We start from the raw sequence: 18,026 nt of genomic DNA, 5'->3' as shown, positions 1-18,026 counted from the left end.
GATGAGTATTCCAAGTGGCGGTCCGTCCAGTACTGCTGGCGATTCGGGGGCGTATACCGACCTCAATCGTCTGACCGCCTTGAAGACAGGCGACCGCGACAGCGATGCCAACCTGAAGAAGGTGGCGCAGGAATTCGAGTCGCTGTTCGTCAGCCAGATGCTCAAGGCCATGCGTTCGGCCAACGAAGTGCTGGCCAAGGACAACCCGATGAACACCGCAGCCACGCGGCAGTATCAGGACATGTACGACCAGCAATTGTCGGTGAGCATGTCTCGCGAGGGCGGTGGTATCGGTCTGCAGGACGTGTTGATGCGTCAACTGTCCAAGAACAAGACCACCGAAATCGCGCCTGCGACCAACGCACTTAATGCCGCTGCCAAGCCTGACGCCGCTTCGGCGCAGCCGGGGTTGGCAACTCGAATTGCCCAGCGTCCGCTGTGGGCAACACGTTCCGTTGCCGCGCCTGCCACGTCGGCCGACGGCACGCCGCACAACGACGTCGCCGCCCTGAATTCCCGTCGCCTGTCACTCCCGAGCAAGCTCAGCGACCGGATCCTGGCAGGTATCGTGCCGAACACCTCGGGCACGCAGGATGCCGCTGCCAGTGCGACCACGCTGAAGAATCGCATCGCCGTTGCCAATGCCGTCGACGCCGCCAAAAAAGCCGGCAGTCAGGGCAATGGCGACTGGACCATCGGCCCGGAATTCAACGCCCAGGCCAATGCCTATGTGCGCAGCCGGGTGCAGACCCCGTTGGCACCGGGCAAGGCGGCGTTCGCCAACGCCGACGAATTCGTCTCGACCATGCTGCCGCTGGCCAAGGACGCCGCCGCGCGTATCGGCGTCGATCCGACCGTGCTGGTGGCGCAGGCGGCGCTCGAAACCGGCTGGGGCAAATCGATCATGCGTCAGTCCGACGGCAGCAGCAGTCACAACCTGTTTGGCATCAAGGCACAGGGTAACTGGCAAGGCCCTGAAGCCCGCGCGATCACCAGCGAGTTCCGTGACGGCAAGATGGTCAAGGAGACGGCGGACTTCCGTTCCTACGACTCGTACGCCAGCAGCTTCCATGACCTGGTGAGCTTCCTGCAGAACAACAATCGCTATCAAGCGACGCTGAAATCGGCCGATAACCCGGAACAGTTTGTGAAAGAGCTGCAGAAGGCCGGTTACGCCACGGACCCGGACTATGCCAGCAAGATTTCTCAAATAGCGAAACAGATGAAGAGTTACCAGAACTACGCAGCCGCATCGGGCTCTTCCACGACTTTATAAGGTTTGAACCATGTCACTGATTTCAATTGGGCTTTCGGGACTGAACGCCAGCAGTGCAGCGATGACCACCATCGGCAACAACACTGCGAACGTTGACACGCTGGGTTACTCGCGTCAGCAGGTGATGACCACCTCCGGTGCGCAGCAGAACATCGGCGTGGGTTTCATCGGCACCGGTACCACGCTGTCCGACGTGCGCCGGATCTATAACGGCTTCCTGAATACCCAAGTGCAAACCAGTACATCGCTCAACTCCGACGCCCAGGCGTACCTGGGGCAGGCGAGCAAGCTGGACTCGATCCTGTCTGACAGCTCCACCGGGATCAGTTCGGTCTTGAGCAAGTTTTTCTCTAATTTGCAGGCACTTTCGTCCAAGCCGACGGGCTCGGCTGAGCGCACTAACTTTCTGACCAGTGCCTCAGCGCTGGCAGGGCAGTTCAACGCCATCTCTTCGCAGATGAAGGACCAGAATGCGAGCGTCAATACCCAGCTGACCTCGCTTTCAGGTCAGGTGAACTCGCTGGCGTCTTCGATTGCCAACCTGAATTCCCAGATCACCCAGGCCAAAGCCACCGGTGCCGAGCCCAACTCGCTTCTCGACTCCCGTGACGAAGCGGTGCGCCAGCTCAACGATCTGGTAGGCGCCAAGGTCGTCGACAACAACGGCAGCTACGACATCTACATCGGTACCGGTCAGCCGCTGGTCACCGGCAACAAGGCCAACACGCTGAGTGCCGGCCCAAGCGACAGCGACCCGAACGTCTACTCGCTCAAGCTCAATTACCAGAACAGCAGCGTCGACGTATCGTCGGTCGTGACCGGCGGCACCATCGGCGGTCTGCTGCGCTATCGCAGCGACGTCTTGCAGCCTGCGCAAAATGAGCTGGGCCGTCTGGCGCTGGTGGTCTCCGACCAGATGAACCAGCAGATGAATCAGGGTGTGGACGCCAACGGCGACTTCGGCTCGAACCTGTTCAACAGCATCAACGACCCGAGCCTGACCAGCCAGCGCAGCATTGCCACCAAGGGCAACAGCGCAGGCTCAGGTAATCTGGACGTGACCATCGCCAACACAGGCGCTCTCACGACCAACGATTATCAGGTGACGTTTACCAGCGCCACCGGTTACAGCGTCACCCGCCTGCCGGACGGCAAGGACATGGGCGCCTACAGCACGACCACGACGCCACCTCCGGTCATCGACGGCTTCTCGCTGAAGCTGAGCGGCGGCGCAGTGGCCGCCGGTGACAGCTTCAAGGTCAGTCCGACGAACACTGCCGCCAGCGGTATCAAGACGGTGATGACCGATCCGAAGACCCTCGCCGTGGCCGCGCCGCTGACAGGTACGACCGGCAGTAACACCGGTACCGGCACGTTCTCCCAACCGACCCTGACCACGCAGGCCGATATCTACAACCCCACGGCCACCGCGGACATGCGCAAGGCGATTGGCGGCGCGACGCCGATGCGCCTGCAGATGGGGGCGCTTCTTGCGGATGGCAGTCAGAGCTACGCATTGCTCGATTCAAAGGGAAACGCGGTTAACGACAAGAACGGCAACCCGATCACCGGCAGTATCGTCCCTGGTAAGAACAACGACATCAGCATGGAAGTGGGGTACACCGACTCTTCCGGCACCGCGCAGTCCTTCAAGATCGGCATGTCCATCTCAGGATCACCTGCATCGGGCGACACCTACAGCATCAACCTGACCGGTGCGGGCTCCTCCGACAACCGCAACGCCGAGCTCGCGATGGGCCTGCAGACCAAGCAGACGATAGACACGGCCTCGGGCAACGGCACCGGCATGAGCATGAGCGATGCCAACAGCAAGATGATCACGACGGTGGGGTCTCAGGCCGCTCAAGCCAAGGACGATGCCACGGCGACGACGGCCGTACTGGCCCAGGCAAAAAGCTCGCGGGACAGTGTCTCAGGCGTTTCGCTGGATGAAGAAGCCGCCAACCTGGTCAAGTACCAGCAGTACTACACGGCGTCATCGCAGATCATCAAAGCGGCTCAAGCCATCTTCAGCACGCTGATCAACAGTCTTTAAGGGGTCGTAATCCATGCGTATTTCTACTTCTCAGTTTTACGAAACCAGCGCTGCAAACTACTCGCGCACCTATGCCAACGTCACCAAGACCGGTGACGAAGTCGCCAGTCAGATCAAGCTGAATACGGCTGCCGATGACCCGGTGGGTGCGGCGCGTGTGCTGCAGCTGCAGCAGATGGGCACGATGCTCAATCAGTACACGTCCAACATCGACACCATCAACACCGGTGTGGTGAACACCGAAACCGCGCTGAACGCGATCACCTCGTCTATCCAGCGCGCTCAGGAGCTGGTGCTGGCGGCGGGTAACGCCACCTACACCGACAAAGACCGTCAGGCGAGCGCTGCCGAGCTCAAAGAATTGCAGACGCAGATTCTGGGCCTGATGAACAGCAAGGATGCCGACGGCTCCTACCTGTTCTCGGGCTCCAAATCCAGCACGCCGCCGTATGCGGTCAACCCGGATGGCACCTACAGCTACCAGGGCGACCAGACGCGCAACACACTGGCGATCGGCAGCGGCATCAGCATGGCCAGCAACACCACAGGCTGGGATGCGTTCGAGCAGGCGGTCAACACCACGCGCACCTCGACCACGCGCACCTCGCCGGCGACCGACGACGGCATCGTCTCGTTGTCCGGCGGCAGCGTCAGCAATTCGGCCGATTACAACAGCAAGTTCACGGGGGGGCAGCCTTACAGCATTACCTTCCTGAGCAGCACGCAGTACAAGATCACGGACGGTTCCGGGGCAGACGTCACGGCCGAAGCCACCTCCGCCGGCAAATTCAGCTCCACCAGCGCGGCCAACCAGACCATCGGCTTCCGTGGCCTGGAACTGAACCTGAACATCAACCTGACCGACGCTCAGTACGCGGATTCGTCGTTGGCCGATACGGCCCTGACCACGCCCGCGCACAGCTTCCAGTTGGCCGTGTCTCCGAGTACCGTCAGCACGGCGCGTCTGCCGGGTAACCCGTCGACCACCGTGATCACCGGATCCACGGTCACGGACCAGGCCACGTTCGACAAGACCTTCCCGTCCGGCGGCGCCATTCTTCGATTCACCAGCGCCACCAACTTCGATCTGTACGCAGCACCTTACGACCCGGCCACCAGCTCGCCGGTGTCCAGTAGCACCCTGAGCGGCACGCCGGTCGCCAACCAGGCGGTTGCAGCCGGTGTGACCTTCACGCTCAGCGGTACACCACCTGCGCCGGTCGCAGGTGATCAATTCACCGCTCAGTCGTCGAGTCAGCAGACCCAGAACGTACTGAACACGTTGTCGAACATGATCACTGCACTCAACGGCAAGGTCGATGGCGACCCCGTCGCGAAGCAGAACCTGCAAGCTACCTTGACCTCGACCATTGGCAACCTGACAAGCGCGGCCAACCAGATCAGCGACGCGGTGAGCGATGGCGGTGCCCGCTCGGCCACAGCGACCGACCAGGGTGTGACCAACCAGAATCTGCTCGACAACGGTACCACCGAGTCGAGCACGATCACGGCGTCTGACCCGGTGGATGCCATTGCGCGTCTGACCTTGCAGAAAACCATGCTGCAGGCATCGCAACTGGTGTTTACCCAACTGTCCGCGCTGAACCTGTTCAGCAAGTTGTAATCGCACCACCGGAAGGCGGCGTCCTGTGTGACAGGCGCCGCCGCCGCTGAGCATCAACCGTTATTGTCAGCGGTTAGGCCGATCCTTGGAGCAAGGGGAGGCGCCGCTCGTGAGTCCGCCCGTGAATTCAGTTCCTCTCGTCAGCATCGTCATTCCCGCCTACAACCCCCGTTTCTTTCAAGCGGCACTTGCCAGCGCACTGACCCAGACCTACAGCCGTCTGGAAGTCATCGTCTGTGACGACTCCCGTGGCAACGAGATCAGTGACGTCGTCGAGAGTCTCCGAGCGCTGAGCAGCGTGCCGTTGCGTTATGTGCGCAATCCCCAGCGTCTGGGATTTGTTGGCAACCTGAAGCAATGCTTGTCCCAGGCGCGTGGTGAATACATCAAGTTTCTGTGCGACGACGACCGTCTGTTCCCCGGGTGTGTGACGCTACAGGCCCAGGCCTTCGATCAGAACGCTGACGTGAACCTGGTGCTGGCGCAGCGTTTTCTGTGGGATGCGGACAGCATCCAGCTGCCTTCGCGCCTCGAAAACACCCCTGTGGCCCCCAAAAACTCAGTTTTTCTGGGCACTGACATGCTGGCGATTTTCGAGAATTTCCCCTCCAATTTTCTCGGCAGTTTCACCAGCGCCCTGTTTCGGCGTGCGGACGTCGAGGCGTTCTTTCCGGCGCTGACGGGGGCAGAGCAGGGCTTCGCTGCCATGCTCGATCTGGCGCTTTATACCTGTCTGCTGCGTCGCGGAAATCTGGTCGTGCTCAACCAGGTATTGAGCGTGGAGCGTCTTCATCCGGAGCGTCTGAGCCGCCAGCAAGCGATGCGCACCGCTGCCGTCAATGAACTGCAGTGGCTGGTGGACCTGCTCAAGGCACGCACCAGCGAGCCGCCCCCGGCCCAGGGTTGGGTGCGTTATGTGGAGCTGGAGAACGCGGGCAAACAGCCACGTGTCTGGGAGGAATTGGCGCTGAGCCGAACGTTGGGCAGTCAGCAGGCGGTGCTGCCACTCAAGGTCGGTGTCGACAGCCAGAGCTTCGCCGAGTTGTACGCCCAATGGCTCAGTTGCCGCACCTTCACGCCGCAGCAGTTGGCATTGCTGCCTGACCGGCTGCATCGCTTGCCGATGCAGCCGAAAATCGTCGCAGTGGTCGTCGACGACCATAACCGCAGTGCCCGTCGTACGCTGACGCTCGACAGCCTCGCTGAACAGTTTTATCCGGCAGATCTTGTACTCTTGCTGAGCGAGTCGGTCAGCGAGCCAGTGCTGGAAGACCGTGTGTTCAAGCTGCCGCTGGAGAGCGACTGGCATACACAGTTGAACGGTTTACTGGCTCAGCTTGAGGGCGCGGATTGGTTCTATCTGCTCCGTGCAGGTGACCGTTTGGTCCGCCCGGCGTTGCTCACCCTGGCCGATCGCATTGCCACGTCGCCTCAACTGGCGTGTCTGTACAGTGACGAAGGTGCGCTTCGCGAGGGCGAATCGGCGGAGCCGGTGTTCAAACCGGCGTTCAACCTCGACTTTTTGCGCAGCTATCCCTACGTTGGCCGAGCGCTGGCATTCAACCGTCAGCGTTTCCTGGACCTCGGTGGATTCGACGCCGATTTCGGCGAAATGGCACCCCATGACGCGTTGTGGCGTCTGGTTGAGGCTGACGGCGACGCGGTGGTCGGCCATGTGGCCGACCTGTTGCTGGAAAGCCAGTTCCCGTTGGGGCAATGGCTGACCTCCAGCGCTGTGATCGAGCAGAATCCGCGCGTGGTGCACGCGCATCTGCAACGTTGCGGGATCGCCCATCAGATCCGTGAGGGTCATCAGGCGCTGTTGAACCGTATCGACTACCGCCATGACGATCGGCCACGGGTGTCGATCATCGTCAGTCATCGTAATCAGCTGGCCGCGTTGCAGCGCTGTGTTGAAACCGTACTTGAGCACACTGCTTATGCTCACTACGAACTGCTGATCGTCGACAATGCCAGCGACAGCACAGACGCGCTGGCCTGGTTGAACGAGCTGGCCGGTATGGGAGGCGACAAGGTGAGGGTGTTGTTTTGCGAGCAGCAAACCAGCGTCACCCACTTGCGCAATCTGGCGGCCCTGCATGCACGCGGCGAATACCTGCTGATGCTGAACCCCTACATCGTCATCACTCAGGGGGATTGGCTGGATGAGCTGCTGATCCATGCACAACGGCCTGAGGTCGGTGTGGTCAGCGGCAAACTGTTCGATCCCAATGGTGCCATCGTTCATGCGGGCATGATCCTGGGTCTGCAGAATGCCGCAGCGACGCCGTTCTACGGCGAGTCACTGCAGGCACCGGGTTACATGCAGCGCTTGCAGGTGGTTCAGGACCTGAGTGCCGTCGGCCCGGACTGCCTGATGGTGCGCAAGTCGGTATTCGATGAGGCGGGGACGCTGGACGCTGACGCGTTCGCCGATACGTTCAGCGAAGTGGATCTGTGCTTGCGTATTCGGCAACTCGGCTATCGGGTGGTCTGGACGCCGTATGCAGTGATGGCGCTGGGCGATCAATCGGGCAGCCCGGTGGATGAAGCGGCCCAGCAAAGCCGCACCCAAGCGCTCGAAACCTTGTACCTGCGCTGGCTGCCGATCGTTGCCCGAGACCCTGCCTACAACCCGAGCCTGACCCTTGACGCCTACAGCTTCCGCCTTGACCCCGGCTTGCGCACGGGGTGGTCGCCGTTCTCCGAGCGCTCGTTACCCAGTGTGTTGGCGTTGCCGATGAACGCGACCGCAGTGGGTCATTATCGGGTGACCCAGCCGTTTACCGAGCTGGCCGCGGCGGACAGGATCATAGGGCAGATCTCGTACGATGCACCGACCACCATTGAGCTGGAGCGTCGTTCGCCCGACGTCATTGTGCTGCAGGGGCGTTATCACGAAGCGTCCATGGAAGACACGGTGCGATTGAAGACCTTCTCGAATGCGCGTCGGATCTTTGAGCTTGATGACTACGTGATCAGCGTGCCAAAGAAAAACGCCCATGGCCGACACATGCCCACTAACCTGGAGGCAGTGGTGCGCCGGGGGATCAGTCTGTGTGACCGCGTTGTCGTGTCGACCCAGGCATTGGGCAATGCGTTGTCGTCAATGCATCACGACATCCGTGTGGTGCCGAACATGCTTGCTCCCCACCTGTGGACGGGGCGTCGAGCCCAGCGTCGCACGTCGTTCAAGCCGCGAGTGGGCTGGGGTGGGGGCACCAGTCATGGCGGCGATCTGGAGATCATTGCGCAGGTCATCCGTGAACTGGCCGATGAAGTGGATTGGGTGTTCTTCGGCATGTGCCCTGAAGAACTACGGCCCTACCTCAAGGAGTTTCATGCGGCTGTAAGTCTTGAGGCCTACCCGGCCAAGTTGTCCAGTCTCAACCTCGACCTGGCACTGGCGCCGCTGGAGTACCACATTTTCAATGACTGCAAGAGCAACCTGCGTCTGCTGGAGTATGGCGCGTGCGGCTATCCGGTGATCTGCACGGACACCGAGGCGTATCGGGGTTACCTGCCGTGTACCCGCATCACCACCAACTCCACCGAGGAGTGGCTGGAAGCGATTCGCATGCACCTCGCGGATCCTGATGCGAGCTATCGCATGGGGGACGACCTGCTCGAAGCGGTGATGCGCGACTTCATGCTGCGCGGCGATAACCTTCAATATTGGGTCAACGGCTGGCTGGCGGACTAGGCATCGATGACCGGCACTGGCCGCTGATGAACCCACGCCAGCGAACCGAGCTGGCGCGTTTCCTGCAATCTCCCCTGAATAACGCCATGCACCGCAGATTTTCCGGCGCGGTGCATGGCCTGTGAGGCCGATTATCAAGGCCTCGACTTCAATTTCGGTGGGGATGGGCAATGTCCGGCGTTACGACTCAAGCGTCCAGTGTCAAAAAAACCGCAGCGTCAAGCGAGCTCAATACACTGGTCGTGCTGACGCAAGACCGGTCTGACTTTTTGCGTCGCACGCTGCAGTACTACCGTGCTTACGCCGGCCCGGTGCTGGTGCTGGACTCATCGCTTCTGGCAGAGGGCGATGATTGCATCCGAGCACCCCTGGTCACTTACCTGCACGTGCCACAGCTCGCCCAGGCCAGTGAGCAAGACAAGCGTGCCCATGTTGCCGAGCTCGTCACCACGCCTTACCTGACCTTTGCTCATGATGATGACTTCATCCTCCCTGATGCGATGGCCGAGAGCGTGAGTTTTTTGCAGGACCATCCTGACTACGGTTTTTGTCACGGTTACTCGCTCAGCTATCGCAGTACCGGCCACCAGGTCGACTACTTCCGCCGCGATAAAAAAGTCCTGGAGAATTTCAGCTCGGAGAACGTGCAGGAGCGAATTCTGCAGGCGATGGGCGCATTCATCTCGCCGTTTCACGCCGTCACGCGTACCGAATTGCTGCGTCATTGGTACCGTTCCATGCCACAAGGCATCAGTTCGCAATGGCACGAAATCGGCGTCGCCTGGTACCTGTTCGCCAGCGCCAAGGCGCGCGTGCTGCCGATGCCTTATGCGGTGCGCGAGGTGGCGGATGCGCCCGCTCGCAATAAGGCGCAACAGGTCGCCGCGTTGAGCAACGCCGATCCGGCATCCAAGGGCTCGCGAGAATCGTTCGCCGAGTTCCTGGCCTCGATGTCAAAGACGGCGCTGGGGCACGACGCGCGGGCTGCGCAAGGGTTTGTACTCAAAAGCTTCGAGACACTGCTCAAATGTGTTCGTGAGGACGCCGCCTCGGCCCATGAACTGATTGTCGAGTCGACATGGAAAAGCCCGCTGGCGGATCCGGTCCGACAGTTCGGCTCGAATCAGTACGTGGAGTTGCCTTTCTACAATCAGATGTTCTTCGACCAGTTGGCCGACATCGAATTTCTCATCGGTGCGATTCCAGCGGGCGATGCGCAACTGCTAGCGCTGGAAGGGGCTTGGGTTGTGCAGGCGCAGTTATTGGCGCGGCATGACAACGATACACCGGAGACCATTACCGACCGCCTGTGGAAAGCGCTGGACATCAATGTGTTCAACACGGCAGTGATTGCGCAACTGGCCGATCAGTTGGACACGCTCAATGAGCCGGACGAAGCACGCGGCATGCACGCATGGCTGCAACGTCTGGGCGAGGTCGCCACCGTTGATCGTCATCAGTTGCTGCAAGCCACGCCGTCAGGGCAATTGCTCCAGTGGCTGGATGCCCGTCTTCCGAGCGCCGATGAGGCCGCTCGAGCCAACGAGTCCCTGATCCGGCGCGGCGCAGCGCCTCAGTTCGGCATTTTTCTGCTGGACCTTGACGACGATCTGGAAAAACTTCAGGTCACCCTGGACAGCCTCGTCGAGGGTGCGTATCGGTCGTTCAAGATTGTCGTGTTCACCACAGGCGAGCCACCGGTGGCGACCTCGGTTCAGAACACGCTGCATTTCGTCAAAGTCAGCAAAAGCAACTACGTCGACAAACTCAATCAGATCGCACGGCAGTCGATGTCCACCTGGTTGCTGCTGGCAGAGGCGGGCGATCAATTCATCTCCAGCGGCTTGCTTCGCGCTGCACTGGAGTTGCAGGATGCGCCGCAAGTGCGTGCGGTAGCGGGGGATGAAGTCCAGCGTTCGTCCAATGGCGCGCTGAAGGACATCTTCAGGCCGGGGTTCAATCTGGACCTGCTGTTGCGAGTTCCTGCATTGATGGCTCGCCATTGGTTGGTGCGCAAGGATGTGCTGCTTGATGTCGGCGGTTACTCCCCGGATTACGCGGGCGCTCTGGAGTTCGATCTCTTGCTGCGCATCATCGAACAGGGCGGCCCTGCGTGGCTGGCACACCTGGATGAGCCCCTGCTGATCGCTGATGCGCCAAGCCTGCAAGACAATACTGACGAGCGGCTGACGCTCACCCGGCACCTCAGTGCGCTGGGTTACAAGGCTCAAGTCACCTCCTCGTTGCCGGGCACCTGGCAGATTGACTACCGCCACAGCGAGCGCCCGCTGGTCTCGCTGATCCTGCGCAGCGAGGACAATCAGGCTCAGCTGCAACGTTGCCTGACAGCCATCCTGCAGCGCACGCGCTACACCCGTTATGAGGTGCTGATCGCCGATAACGGGAGTCAGTCCGCTGAGCTGCGAGAGTGGCTCGACCGCCAACAGCAGCAGAACAAACGTATCCGTATCCTGCGCAGTGAGACGCGTCTGAGCAATGCGGCATTGGCCAACACCGCCTCGCAGCACGCCGAGGGTGAATACCTCGTCTTCTTGTCGCCGGAGAGTGAGGTGGTCAATCCAAATTGGATCGACGCGCTCCTCAATCACGCCATGCGTCCAGAAGTGGGTGTGGTGGGCGCCAAGCTGATCGATCGCGACGGTGCAGTCACCGGCGCGGGTCTGATCCTGGGCATGAACGGCGCAGTCGGGTCGGCTTTTCTGGGGCAGGCCAAGGATGCACCAGGTTACCTGCAACGTCTGATGCTGGAGCAGAACTATTCGGCGGTGAGCGGGGCCTGCCTGATGGTACGCAAGGCGCTGTTCAACGCGGTGGACGGTTTCGATGACGATCAGTTTGCCCTGGCGTACGCAGACGTCGATCTGTGCCTGAAAATCGGGCAGAACGGGTTCCTCACCGTTTGGACCCCTCAGGTGCACATCATTCACCCTGGCCACCAGCCTGATGCTCCAATCGCTCTGGCTGCCTTGCAGGAAAAATGGGCCGACGCGTTCGATCACGACCTGGCCTATAACCAGAACCTGGCATTGACCGGAACCGGCTTCACCCTTGGCGCAGCCAGCGGTGTGAACTGGCAGCAGTGGCTCGTCTGAAGTCGCCTCGTTAAAGGACGCAGTCATGTTTAACGGCAAATCAATCTTCATCTCTGGCGCGACCGGCTCGTTCGGTCGTCAGTTCATCCGCACGCTGCTGGAGCGCTATCAGCCCCGGCGCGTGGTGGTGTTCTCCCGCGACGAGCTCAAGCAGTACGAAATGCAGCAGGAATTCAATGCGCCCTGCATGCGTTATTTTCTTGGCGATGTGCGCGACGCCGACCGGTTGCAGCAGGGCATGCGCGGCATCGACTATGTCGTGCACGCGGCAGCCCTGAAGCACGTGCCCGCGGCGGAGTACAACCCGACCGAGTTCATCCGCACCAACGTCAATGGCGCGGAAAACATTATTGCGGCCGCGATTGCCAACGGCGTGAAGAAAGTCATCGCGCTGTCCACCGACAAGGCCGCCAGCCCGATCAACCTGTACGGCGCGACCAAGCTGCTGTCGGACAAACTGTTCGTGGCCGCCAACAACATCGGCGGGGAAGAGCAGACTCGTTTTGCGGTAGTGCGCTACGGCAACGTGGCGGGTTCGCGCGGTTCGATCGTGCCGTTCTTCAACAAGCTGATCGCAGGCGGTGCCAGGGAACTGCCGATCACAGACCCGCGCATGACGCGCTTCTGGATCACCCTGGACCATGGTGTCGACTTCGTGATGCAGAGTTTCGAACGCATGCACGGGGGTGAAGTCTTCGTGCCCAAGATCCCTTCGGTGCGCATCGTCGATCTGGCCCACGCCATGGCGGCCGAACTGCCGCACAAGGTGGTCGGGATTCGTCCGGGCGAAAAGCTTCACGAGCTCATGGTCCCGCAGGATGACGCCCGCATGACCCTTGAGTTCAAGGATCACTACACCATCGTGCCGTCGATCCGGTTCAACAACGTCGACACCGATTTCGCTGTCGACGCGACGGGCGAAAAAGGTCAGCCGGTGTCCGATGACTTCGAGTACCGCTCCGACACCAACCCCGACTTCATGTCGGTCCGCCAGATCGGCGATCTGCACGCTGCCATCCAGCCATGATTCCGTATGGTCGCCAGAGCCTCGATCAGGCGGACATCGATGCAGTGGTCGAAGTGCTCAAGTCCGACTGGCTGACCCAAGGCCCGACGATTGAGCGTTTCGAAGCAGCCATGGCCGAGCGCTGTGAAGCGCGCTTTGGCGTGGCGGTCAGCAATGCCACGGCGGCGCTGCACATCGCCTGTCTGGCGGCCGGCCTGGGCGAGGGCGACGCATTGTGGACCAGTCCCAACACGTTTCTGGCGTCGGCCAACTGCGGTCGTTACTGCGGCGCCGACGTCGATTTCGTCGACATCCACCCGCTGACCTGGAACCTTGATGCTCAGGCCCTCGAACGCAAACTCGAAGCCGCCGAGCGCACCGGCACACTTCCCAAAGTGCTGGTGGCCGTGGCGTTTTCGGGGCAGAGCTGCGACATGCGCGCGGTGGCTGAACTGGCCCGTCGTTACGATTTCACGGTCATCGAAGATGCGTCCCACGCCGTAGGCGCGCGCTACGCCGGACGCCCGGTGGGCTGCGGTGAATTTGCCGACATGACCGTGTTCAGCTTCCACCCGGTGAAGATCGTCACTACAGGCGAAGGCGGTCTGGTGCTGACCAATCGTCCCGAGCTGGACGAACGGCTGCGTCGGCTGCGCAGCCACGGCATGACCCGCGATCCCGCGCAGATGGACGAGCCCAGCCATGGGCCGTGGTATTACCAGCAAATCGAGTTGGGCTTCAATTACCGCATGACCGACATGCAGGCCGCGCTGGGTTTGTCGCAGTTGAACAAGCTCGAGGGATTTCTGGCCCGTCGTCGCGAACTCGTGGCGCGCTATCAACGCCTGCTTGCCAATCTGCCGCTCACCCTGCCGACGTTGCAAGCCGAGGCCGAGTCGGCGTGGCATCTTTACGTCGTGCGTCTGCAGACCGCGGGTCTGACCCTCGGCCATCGGCAGGTGTTCGAAGGCTTGCGCGCGGCGGGCATCGGCGTCAACGTGCATTACATCCCGGTGCATCTGCAGCCGTACTATCGGGACCTGGGGTTTATGGCGGGTGACTTCCCCGAGGCAGAAGCCTATTACGCGCAAGCCATCAGTCTGCCGCTTTTCCCGGCGATGACCGATGCCCAACAAGACTATGTGATTGATCAGCTAAAACAGCTGTTGATCGTTTCTGAATAGACGGACGCAAGACATGCGTGATCTGACTGAACAAGAACAATTCTGGCAAGGCGATTTCGGCGATCAGTACGTGGAACGCAATCAGGGGCACGCGCTGGTGTCGGCCAACGTCGCGCTGTTTGCCAAGGCGCTGGGGCGCGCGCACGGGCTCAAGAGCGTGCTTGAGCTGGGGACCAACACCGGCAACAACTTGCTGGCGCTGAGTCAATTACTGCCGACCTGTGAATTCCAAGGGGTCGAAATCAACGTCAAGGCGCACGCACAGGCGCAATCGCTGAACATTGGCGACATCTGGCAAGGCTCGCTGTTCGACTTCCCCCGTGAGCGCCGGTATGACCTGACCCTCACCAAGGGCGTGCTGATTCACCTGGCGCCCGAGCTGCTGAGCAAGGCGTACGACCAGCTGTATCACCTCAGTTCGCGCTATGTGTTGATCGCCGAGTACTACAACCCGGCGCCGGTGGAGGTCTCTTATCGCGGTAACAGCGGCAAGCTGTTCAAGCGGGATTTCGCGGGCGAGATGCTCGATCGTTTCGCCGATCTGCACCTGCTCGATTACGGCTTCGGTTATCACCGTGATCCGCAGTTTCCGGTGGACGATATCACCTGGTTCCTGCTGGAAAAACGTCCATGAGCGCGGTGGCGATCATTCCGGCGCGCGGCGGCAGTCAACGGATTCCTCGCAAGAATCTGAAGCTGTTCAACGGCGAACCGATGATCGTCGGGTCGATTCGCAAGGCCCTGGCCAGCGGCCTGTTCGAACGCGTCGTGGTCAGCACCGACGACGATGAAATTGCCGACGTGGCGCGTGCCCATGGCGCAGACGTGCCGTTCATGCGGCCTGCCGACCTGGCCGATGCCTACACCGGCACGGCGGCGGTGATTCAACATGCCATTCAAACGCTGGATCAACGCTACGATTTCACCTGTTGCATCTACGCGACTGCGCCGCTGCTGCAAGCCCGCTTTTTGCGTCAGGGCTTTCAAGCCTTGCAAGCGGCGCCGGATAAATCCTATGCCTTTTCCGTCTGTGGTTTTGGTTTCCCGATCCAGCGGGCGCTGCTGATCAACGACGATGGCAGCCTGGACTCCATGCACCCCGAATACCGCCACGTGCGCTCCCAGGACTTGCCCGCGGCCTATCAGGACGCGGGGCAGTTTTACTGGGGTCGCAGCGACGCGTGGTTGCGTGGCGACGTGATTTTTTCGTCGCAGAGTCTGCCGGTGGTCCTGCCACGTCATCTGGTACAGGACATCGACAACGAGGAAGACTGGGTGCGCGCTGAATACCTGTATGCGGCGCTCAAGGCGGGCGGAGAACTGGAACCGTGAGGGTACTGATTCGGGCGGACGCGTCGATGGCGATCGGCAGCGGCCATATCGCGCGCTGCCTGACGCTGGCCAATGCCTTGCGCAAGCATGGCGCGGAGGTGATATTCGCCTGTCGGCAATTGCCCGGGCACCTGCTTCAGCGTCTAAGCGATCACGGTTATTTCGCCCTTGGATTGCCGGAGCGCTACCCGCAGGAGGCGTCTGGGGCCGACATCGAAGCGTGCTTGCCGTGGCAGGCCGATATCGATGCGCTGGCGAGTGCGCTGGGCACTCAGCAACGCTACGACTGGCTGATTGTCGATCACTATGGGCTGGATGCGCGATGGGAAAGGGCCGCTCGCCGGTTCGCCGACCACCTGATGGCGATTGACGACCTCGCCAACCGTCCCCATGCGGTGGACGTGCTGCTGGATCAGAACTTCGCCGCGCAAGCGCAGAATCATCCTTACGCGCAATGGATCGAGGGCGACTGCAAGACGTTCCTCGGCCCTCGCTTTGCGCTGATGCGCGATGAGTTTCAGTGCGAGCCGATCACCGTCAAGCCGCGCGTGGAACGGGTGATGGTCAACTTTGGTGGCTTCGATGCGGCGCGTCAGGTGTATGCCACGATGTTGGCACTGCAGGGTTTCGATGACCTGTACGTAGACTTCGTCGCAGGGCTGGACAATCCCGAATGGGAAGCCATGAGCGCACTGGCCAAGGCGCATCCGAACTGGCGACTGCACACCTTGGTGAGCGATTTTTTTGGCCTGATGCAGCAGGCCGATCTGTTCATTGGCGCGGGTGGCGGCACCACGTGGGAGCGCGCGGCTTTGGGCTTGCCGACGATCTGTATTACCGTCGCCCACAACCAGCAACTCAACGCGCAATTACTGGCGCAGGCGGGTGGGCATCTTTACCTGGGCGCGCATGACACCCTCGATCCGCAACGGCTGGTCGACGCTGTCGCGGTATTGCGGCACAACCGCGATTTGCGCCAGAGTTTCGCCGAGCGTTCTCGGGCGCTGGTGGACGGCAAGGGCGCGCAACGCCTGGCGGTCGTACTGGCAGCGCCGGTCCTGGCGCTGCGTCGGGCCACCGAACGGGACGCCACGTTGCTGTTTGAAGGGCGCAATGCTGCGCATGTCCGGCAATGGGCCTTCAACCGCGAGCTGATCGACTGGGACAACCATGTCGCCTGGCTTGCGAGCAGCCTTGAGCATCCACAGCGACTGATCCTGATCGGCGATACCCCAAGAGGGCCGGTCGGCATGGTGCGTTACGACCGTGAAGGGGACAGCGTCGAGGTGTCGATCTATCTGTTCGAAGGCCATGCAGGCGTCGGTTGGGGTCAGGTTTTACTGGCCAGTGGCGAGCGCTTTCTGCGACGCCACTGGCCGGATACCCGCCTCATTCAGGCGCAGGTGCTGGCTGACAACGCCGTGTCCGTTTCTCTTTTTCAGAAGGCCGGGTACGCCCAGGCCGAGCGTCATTTTCAGCGAGTGCTCAACGATGAATAGTTTCAAGATCGGTTCCAGAACCATTGGCCCGGACGCGGCGCCGTTCGTCATCGCGGAAATGAGCGGCAACCATAACCAGTCGCTGGATCAGGCACTGCGCATTGTTGAAGCCGCCGCGAAGGCTGGCGCTCATGCGCTCAAGCTGCAGACCTACACCGCCGACACCATGACCCTGGACATCGCCGAGGGTGAGTTCTTCATCAAGGACCCGAACAGCCTGTGGGCCGGTTCGTCCTTGTACGCGCTGTATGAGCAAGCGCACACCCCTTGGGAGTGGCATGCGCCGATCTTCGCCCGCGCCAGGGAACTGGGGTTGCTGGCGTTCTCCACGCCATTCGATGAAAGCGCCGTGGACTTCCTCGAAAGCCTCGACGTTCCGGCCTACAAAATCGCCAGTTTCGAGAACACCGACATCCCGCTGATTCGCAAGGTAGCGGCCACCGGCAAGCCGATGATCATTTCTACCGGCATGGCGAGCATCGCCGAACTCGACGAAAGCGTGCGTGCCGCGCGCGAAGCCGGATGTAAGGACCTGGTATTGCTCAAATGCACCAGCACCTACCCCGCGTCACCCGAAAACAGCCACATTCGGACCATTCCGCATTTGGCGGGACTGTTCGGCTGCCAAGTGGGGTTATCCGATCACACCATGGGCGTCGGCGTGTCCGTCGCGGCGGTCGCGATGGGGGCGACGGTCATCGAAAAGCACTTCACCCTGGACCGTGCCGACGGCGGCGTCGATGCGAGCTTTTCGCTGGAGCCTGCGGAAATGGCCAGCCTGGTTGTCGAGACCGAGCGCGCCTGGCAAGGCTTGGGCCGTGTGCAATACGGCGCGACCCAGGCTGAGCAGAAATCGCTGGTGTTCCGTCGCTCACTCTACGTGGTGCGGGACATCGCAGAGGGCGAGGCCTTCAGCAAAGACAACGTGCGCGCGATCCGACCCGGTCTGGGGCTGGCACCCAAACACATCGACAGCGTCCTCGGCCGCACCGCCCGCCGAGCCCTCGCCAGGGGAACTGCCCTGAGTTGGGAGGCGATTGGCTAGGAACGCGGTGTGTCCGACACTGAGGATGTCAACCACCCATCGCATTTGTCTCTCGTCACGACGCCATACGTGTAGGAGCAGCCCGAGGTTACGAGCTGGGCCGCACTTCGGACGAATGCGGTGGTTCAAACACCGGTGATGTTGACTGACTCAACCCATGTGTCCAAACGCTGCCTGCACCAAAACCG

General features: G+C 61.1%; 11 protein-coding genes. All 11 read left to right on the top strand.

Features of this window, described 5'->3' with window-relative positions; all coding sequences use genetic code 11:
- The first annotated feature begins 1 nt into the window (after position 1).
- The 11 genes from flgJ to pseI all read left to right on the top strand — a co-directional run bounded on the left by flgJ (position 2) and on the right by pseI (position 17,838).
- On the top strand, positions 2-1,276 hold the full coding sequence (gene flgJ / locus AB4N84_RS01575; RefSeq protein ID WP_074758750.1) for a flagellar assembly peptidoglycan hydrolase FlgJ: 1,275 nt from the start codon (positions 2-4) through the stop codon (positions 1,274-1,276).
- Positions 1,277-1,286: 10 nt separating this feature from the next.
- A complete protein-coding gene (gene flgK, locus AB4N84_RS01570) occupies positions 1,287-3,332 on the top strand; it encodes a flagellar hook-associated protein FlgK (RefSeq protein ID WP_460044975.1) in 2,046 nt (681 codons plus the stop codon).
- Between the two features lie 13 nt (positions 3,333-3,345).
- The gene (locus tag AB4N84_RS01565) at positions 3,346-4,956 is read left to right on the top strand and encodes a flagellar hook-associated protein 3 (RefSeq protein WP_460044974.1); all 1,611 of its coding nucleotides are present in this window, start codon (positions 3,346-3,348) and stop codon (positions 4,954-4,956) included.
- Positions 4,957-5,077: 121 nt separating this feature from the next.
- Entirely contained in the window at positions 5,078-8,659 is a 3,582-nt protein-coding gene (locus AB4N84_RS01560) for a glycosyltransferase (protein WP_460044973.1), read from the top strand.
- Positions 8,660-8,829: 170 nt separating this feature from the next.
- Positions 8,830-11,772, top strand: a complete 2,943-nt coding sequence (locus tag AB4N84_RS01555; protein ID WP_460044972.1) for a TIGR00180 family glycosyltransferase — start codon at positions 8,830-8,832, stop codon at positions 11,770-11,772.
- A 25-nt stretch (positions 11,773-11,797) separates the two neighbouring features.
- A complete protein-coding gene (gene pseB, locus AB4N84_RS01550) occupies positions 11,798-12,799 on the top strand; it encodes a UDP-N-acetylglucosamine 4,6-dehydratase (inverting) (protein WP_460044971.1) in 1,002 nt (333 codons plus the stop codon).
- Positions 12,796-13,962, top strand: coding sequence for a UDP-4-amino-4,6-dideoxy-N-acetyl-beta-L-altrosamine transaminase (gene pseC, locus AB4N84_RS01545; RefSeq protein WP_460044969.1), 1,167 nt, complete (start codon positions 12,796-12,798; stop codon positions 13,960-13,962). The genes pseB and pseC overlap by 4 nt, the downstream gene beginning before the upstream one ends.
- A gap of 13 nt (positions 13,963-13,975) precedes the next feature.
- Positions 13,976-14,596: a pseudaminic acid biosynthesis-associated methylase gene (locus AB4N84_RS01540; RefSeq protein WP_460044968.1), complete on the top strand. Its 621-nt coding sequence runs from the start codon at positions 13,976-13,978 to the stop codon at positions 14,594-14,596.
- A complete protein-coding gene (gene pseF / locus AB4N84_RS01535; RefSeq protein WP_460044966.1) occupies positions 14,593-15,294 on the top strand; it encodes a pseudaminic acid cytidylyltransferase in 702 nt (233 codons plus the stop codon). Before AB4N84_RS01540 ends, pseF begins: the two co-directional genes overlap by 4 nt.
- On the top strand, positions 15,291-16,793 hold the full coding sequence (gene pseG, locus AB4N84_RS01530; RefSeq protein ID WP_460044965.1) for a UDP-2,4-diacetamido-2,4,6-trideoxy-beta-L-altropyranose hydrolase: 1,503 nt from the start codon (positions 15,291-15,293) through the stop codon (positions 16,791-16,793). Before pseF ends, pseG begins: the two co-directional genes overlap by 4 nt.
- A complete protein-coding gene (pseI, locus tag AB4N84_RS01525) occupies positions 16,786-17,838 on the top strand; it encodes a pseudaminic acid synthase (RefSeq protein WP_460044963.1) in 1,053 nt (350 codons plus the stop codon). Before pseG ends, pseI begins: the two co-directional genes overlap by 8 nt.
- The last annotated feature ends 188 nt before the right edge of the window (positions 17,839-18,026 follow it).

The organism is Pseudomonas sp. S2_H01, assembly GCF_054668305.1.
This window is presented reverse-complemented; position numbering and strand designations above follow the sequence as displayed.

What these genes read in the sequence shown, in the direction of transcription:
- flgJ (WP_074758750.1), top strand. Translation starts at nt 2, where the DNA reads ATGAGTATTCCAAGTGGCGGTCCGTCCAGTACTGCTGGCGATTCGGGG.
- flgK (WP_460044975.1), top strand. Translation starts at nt 1,287, where the DNA reads ATGTCACTGATTTCAATTGGGCTTTCGGGACTGAACGCCAGCAGTGCA.
- AB4N84_RS01565 (WP_460044974.1), top strand. Translation starts at nt 3,346, where the DNA reads ATGCGTATTTCTACTTCTCAGTTTTACGAAACCAGCGCTGCAAACTAC.
- AB4N84_RS01555 (WP_460044972.1), top strand. Translation starts at nt 8,830, where the DNA reads ATGTCCGGCGTTACGACTCAAGCGTCCAGTGTCAAAAAAACCGCAGCG.
- pseB (WP_460044971.1), top strand. Translation starts at nt 11,798, where the DNA reads ATGTTTAACGGCAAATCAATCTTCATCTCTGGCGCGACCGGCTCGTTC.
- pseC (WP_460044969.1), top strand. Translation starts at nt 12,796, where the DNA reads ATGATTCCGTATGGTCGCCAGAGCCTCGATCAGGCGGACATCGATGCA.
- AB4N84_RS01540 (WP_460044968.1), top strand. Translation starts at nt 13,976, where the DNA reads ATGCGTGATCTGACTGAACAAGAACAATTCTGGCAAGGCGATTTCGGC.
- pseF (WP_460044966.1), top strand. Translation starts at nt 14,593, where the DNA reads ATGAGCGCGGTGGCGATCATTCCGGCGCGCGGCGGCAGTCAACGGATT.
- pseI (WP_460044963.1), top strand. Translation starts at nt 16,786, where the DNA reads ATGAATAGTTTCAAGATCGGTTCCAGAACCATTGGCCCGGACGCGGCG.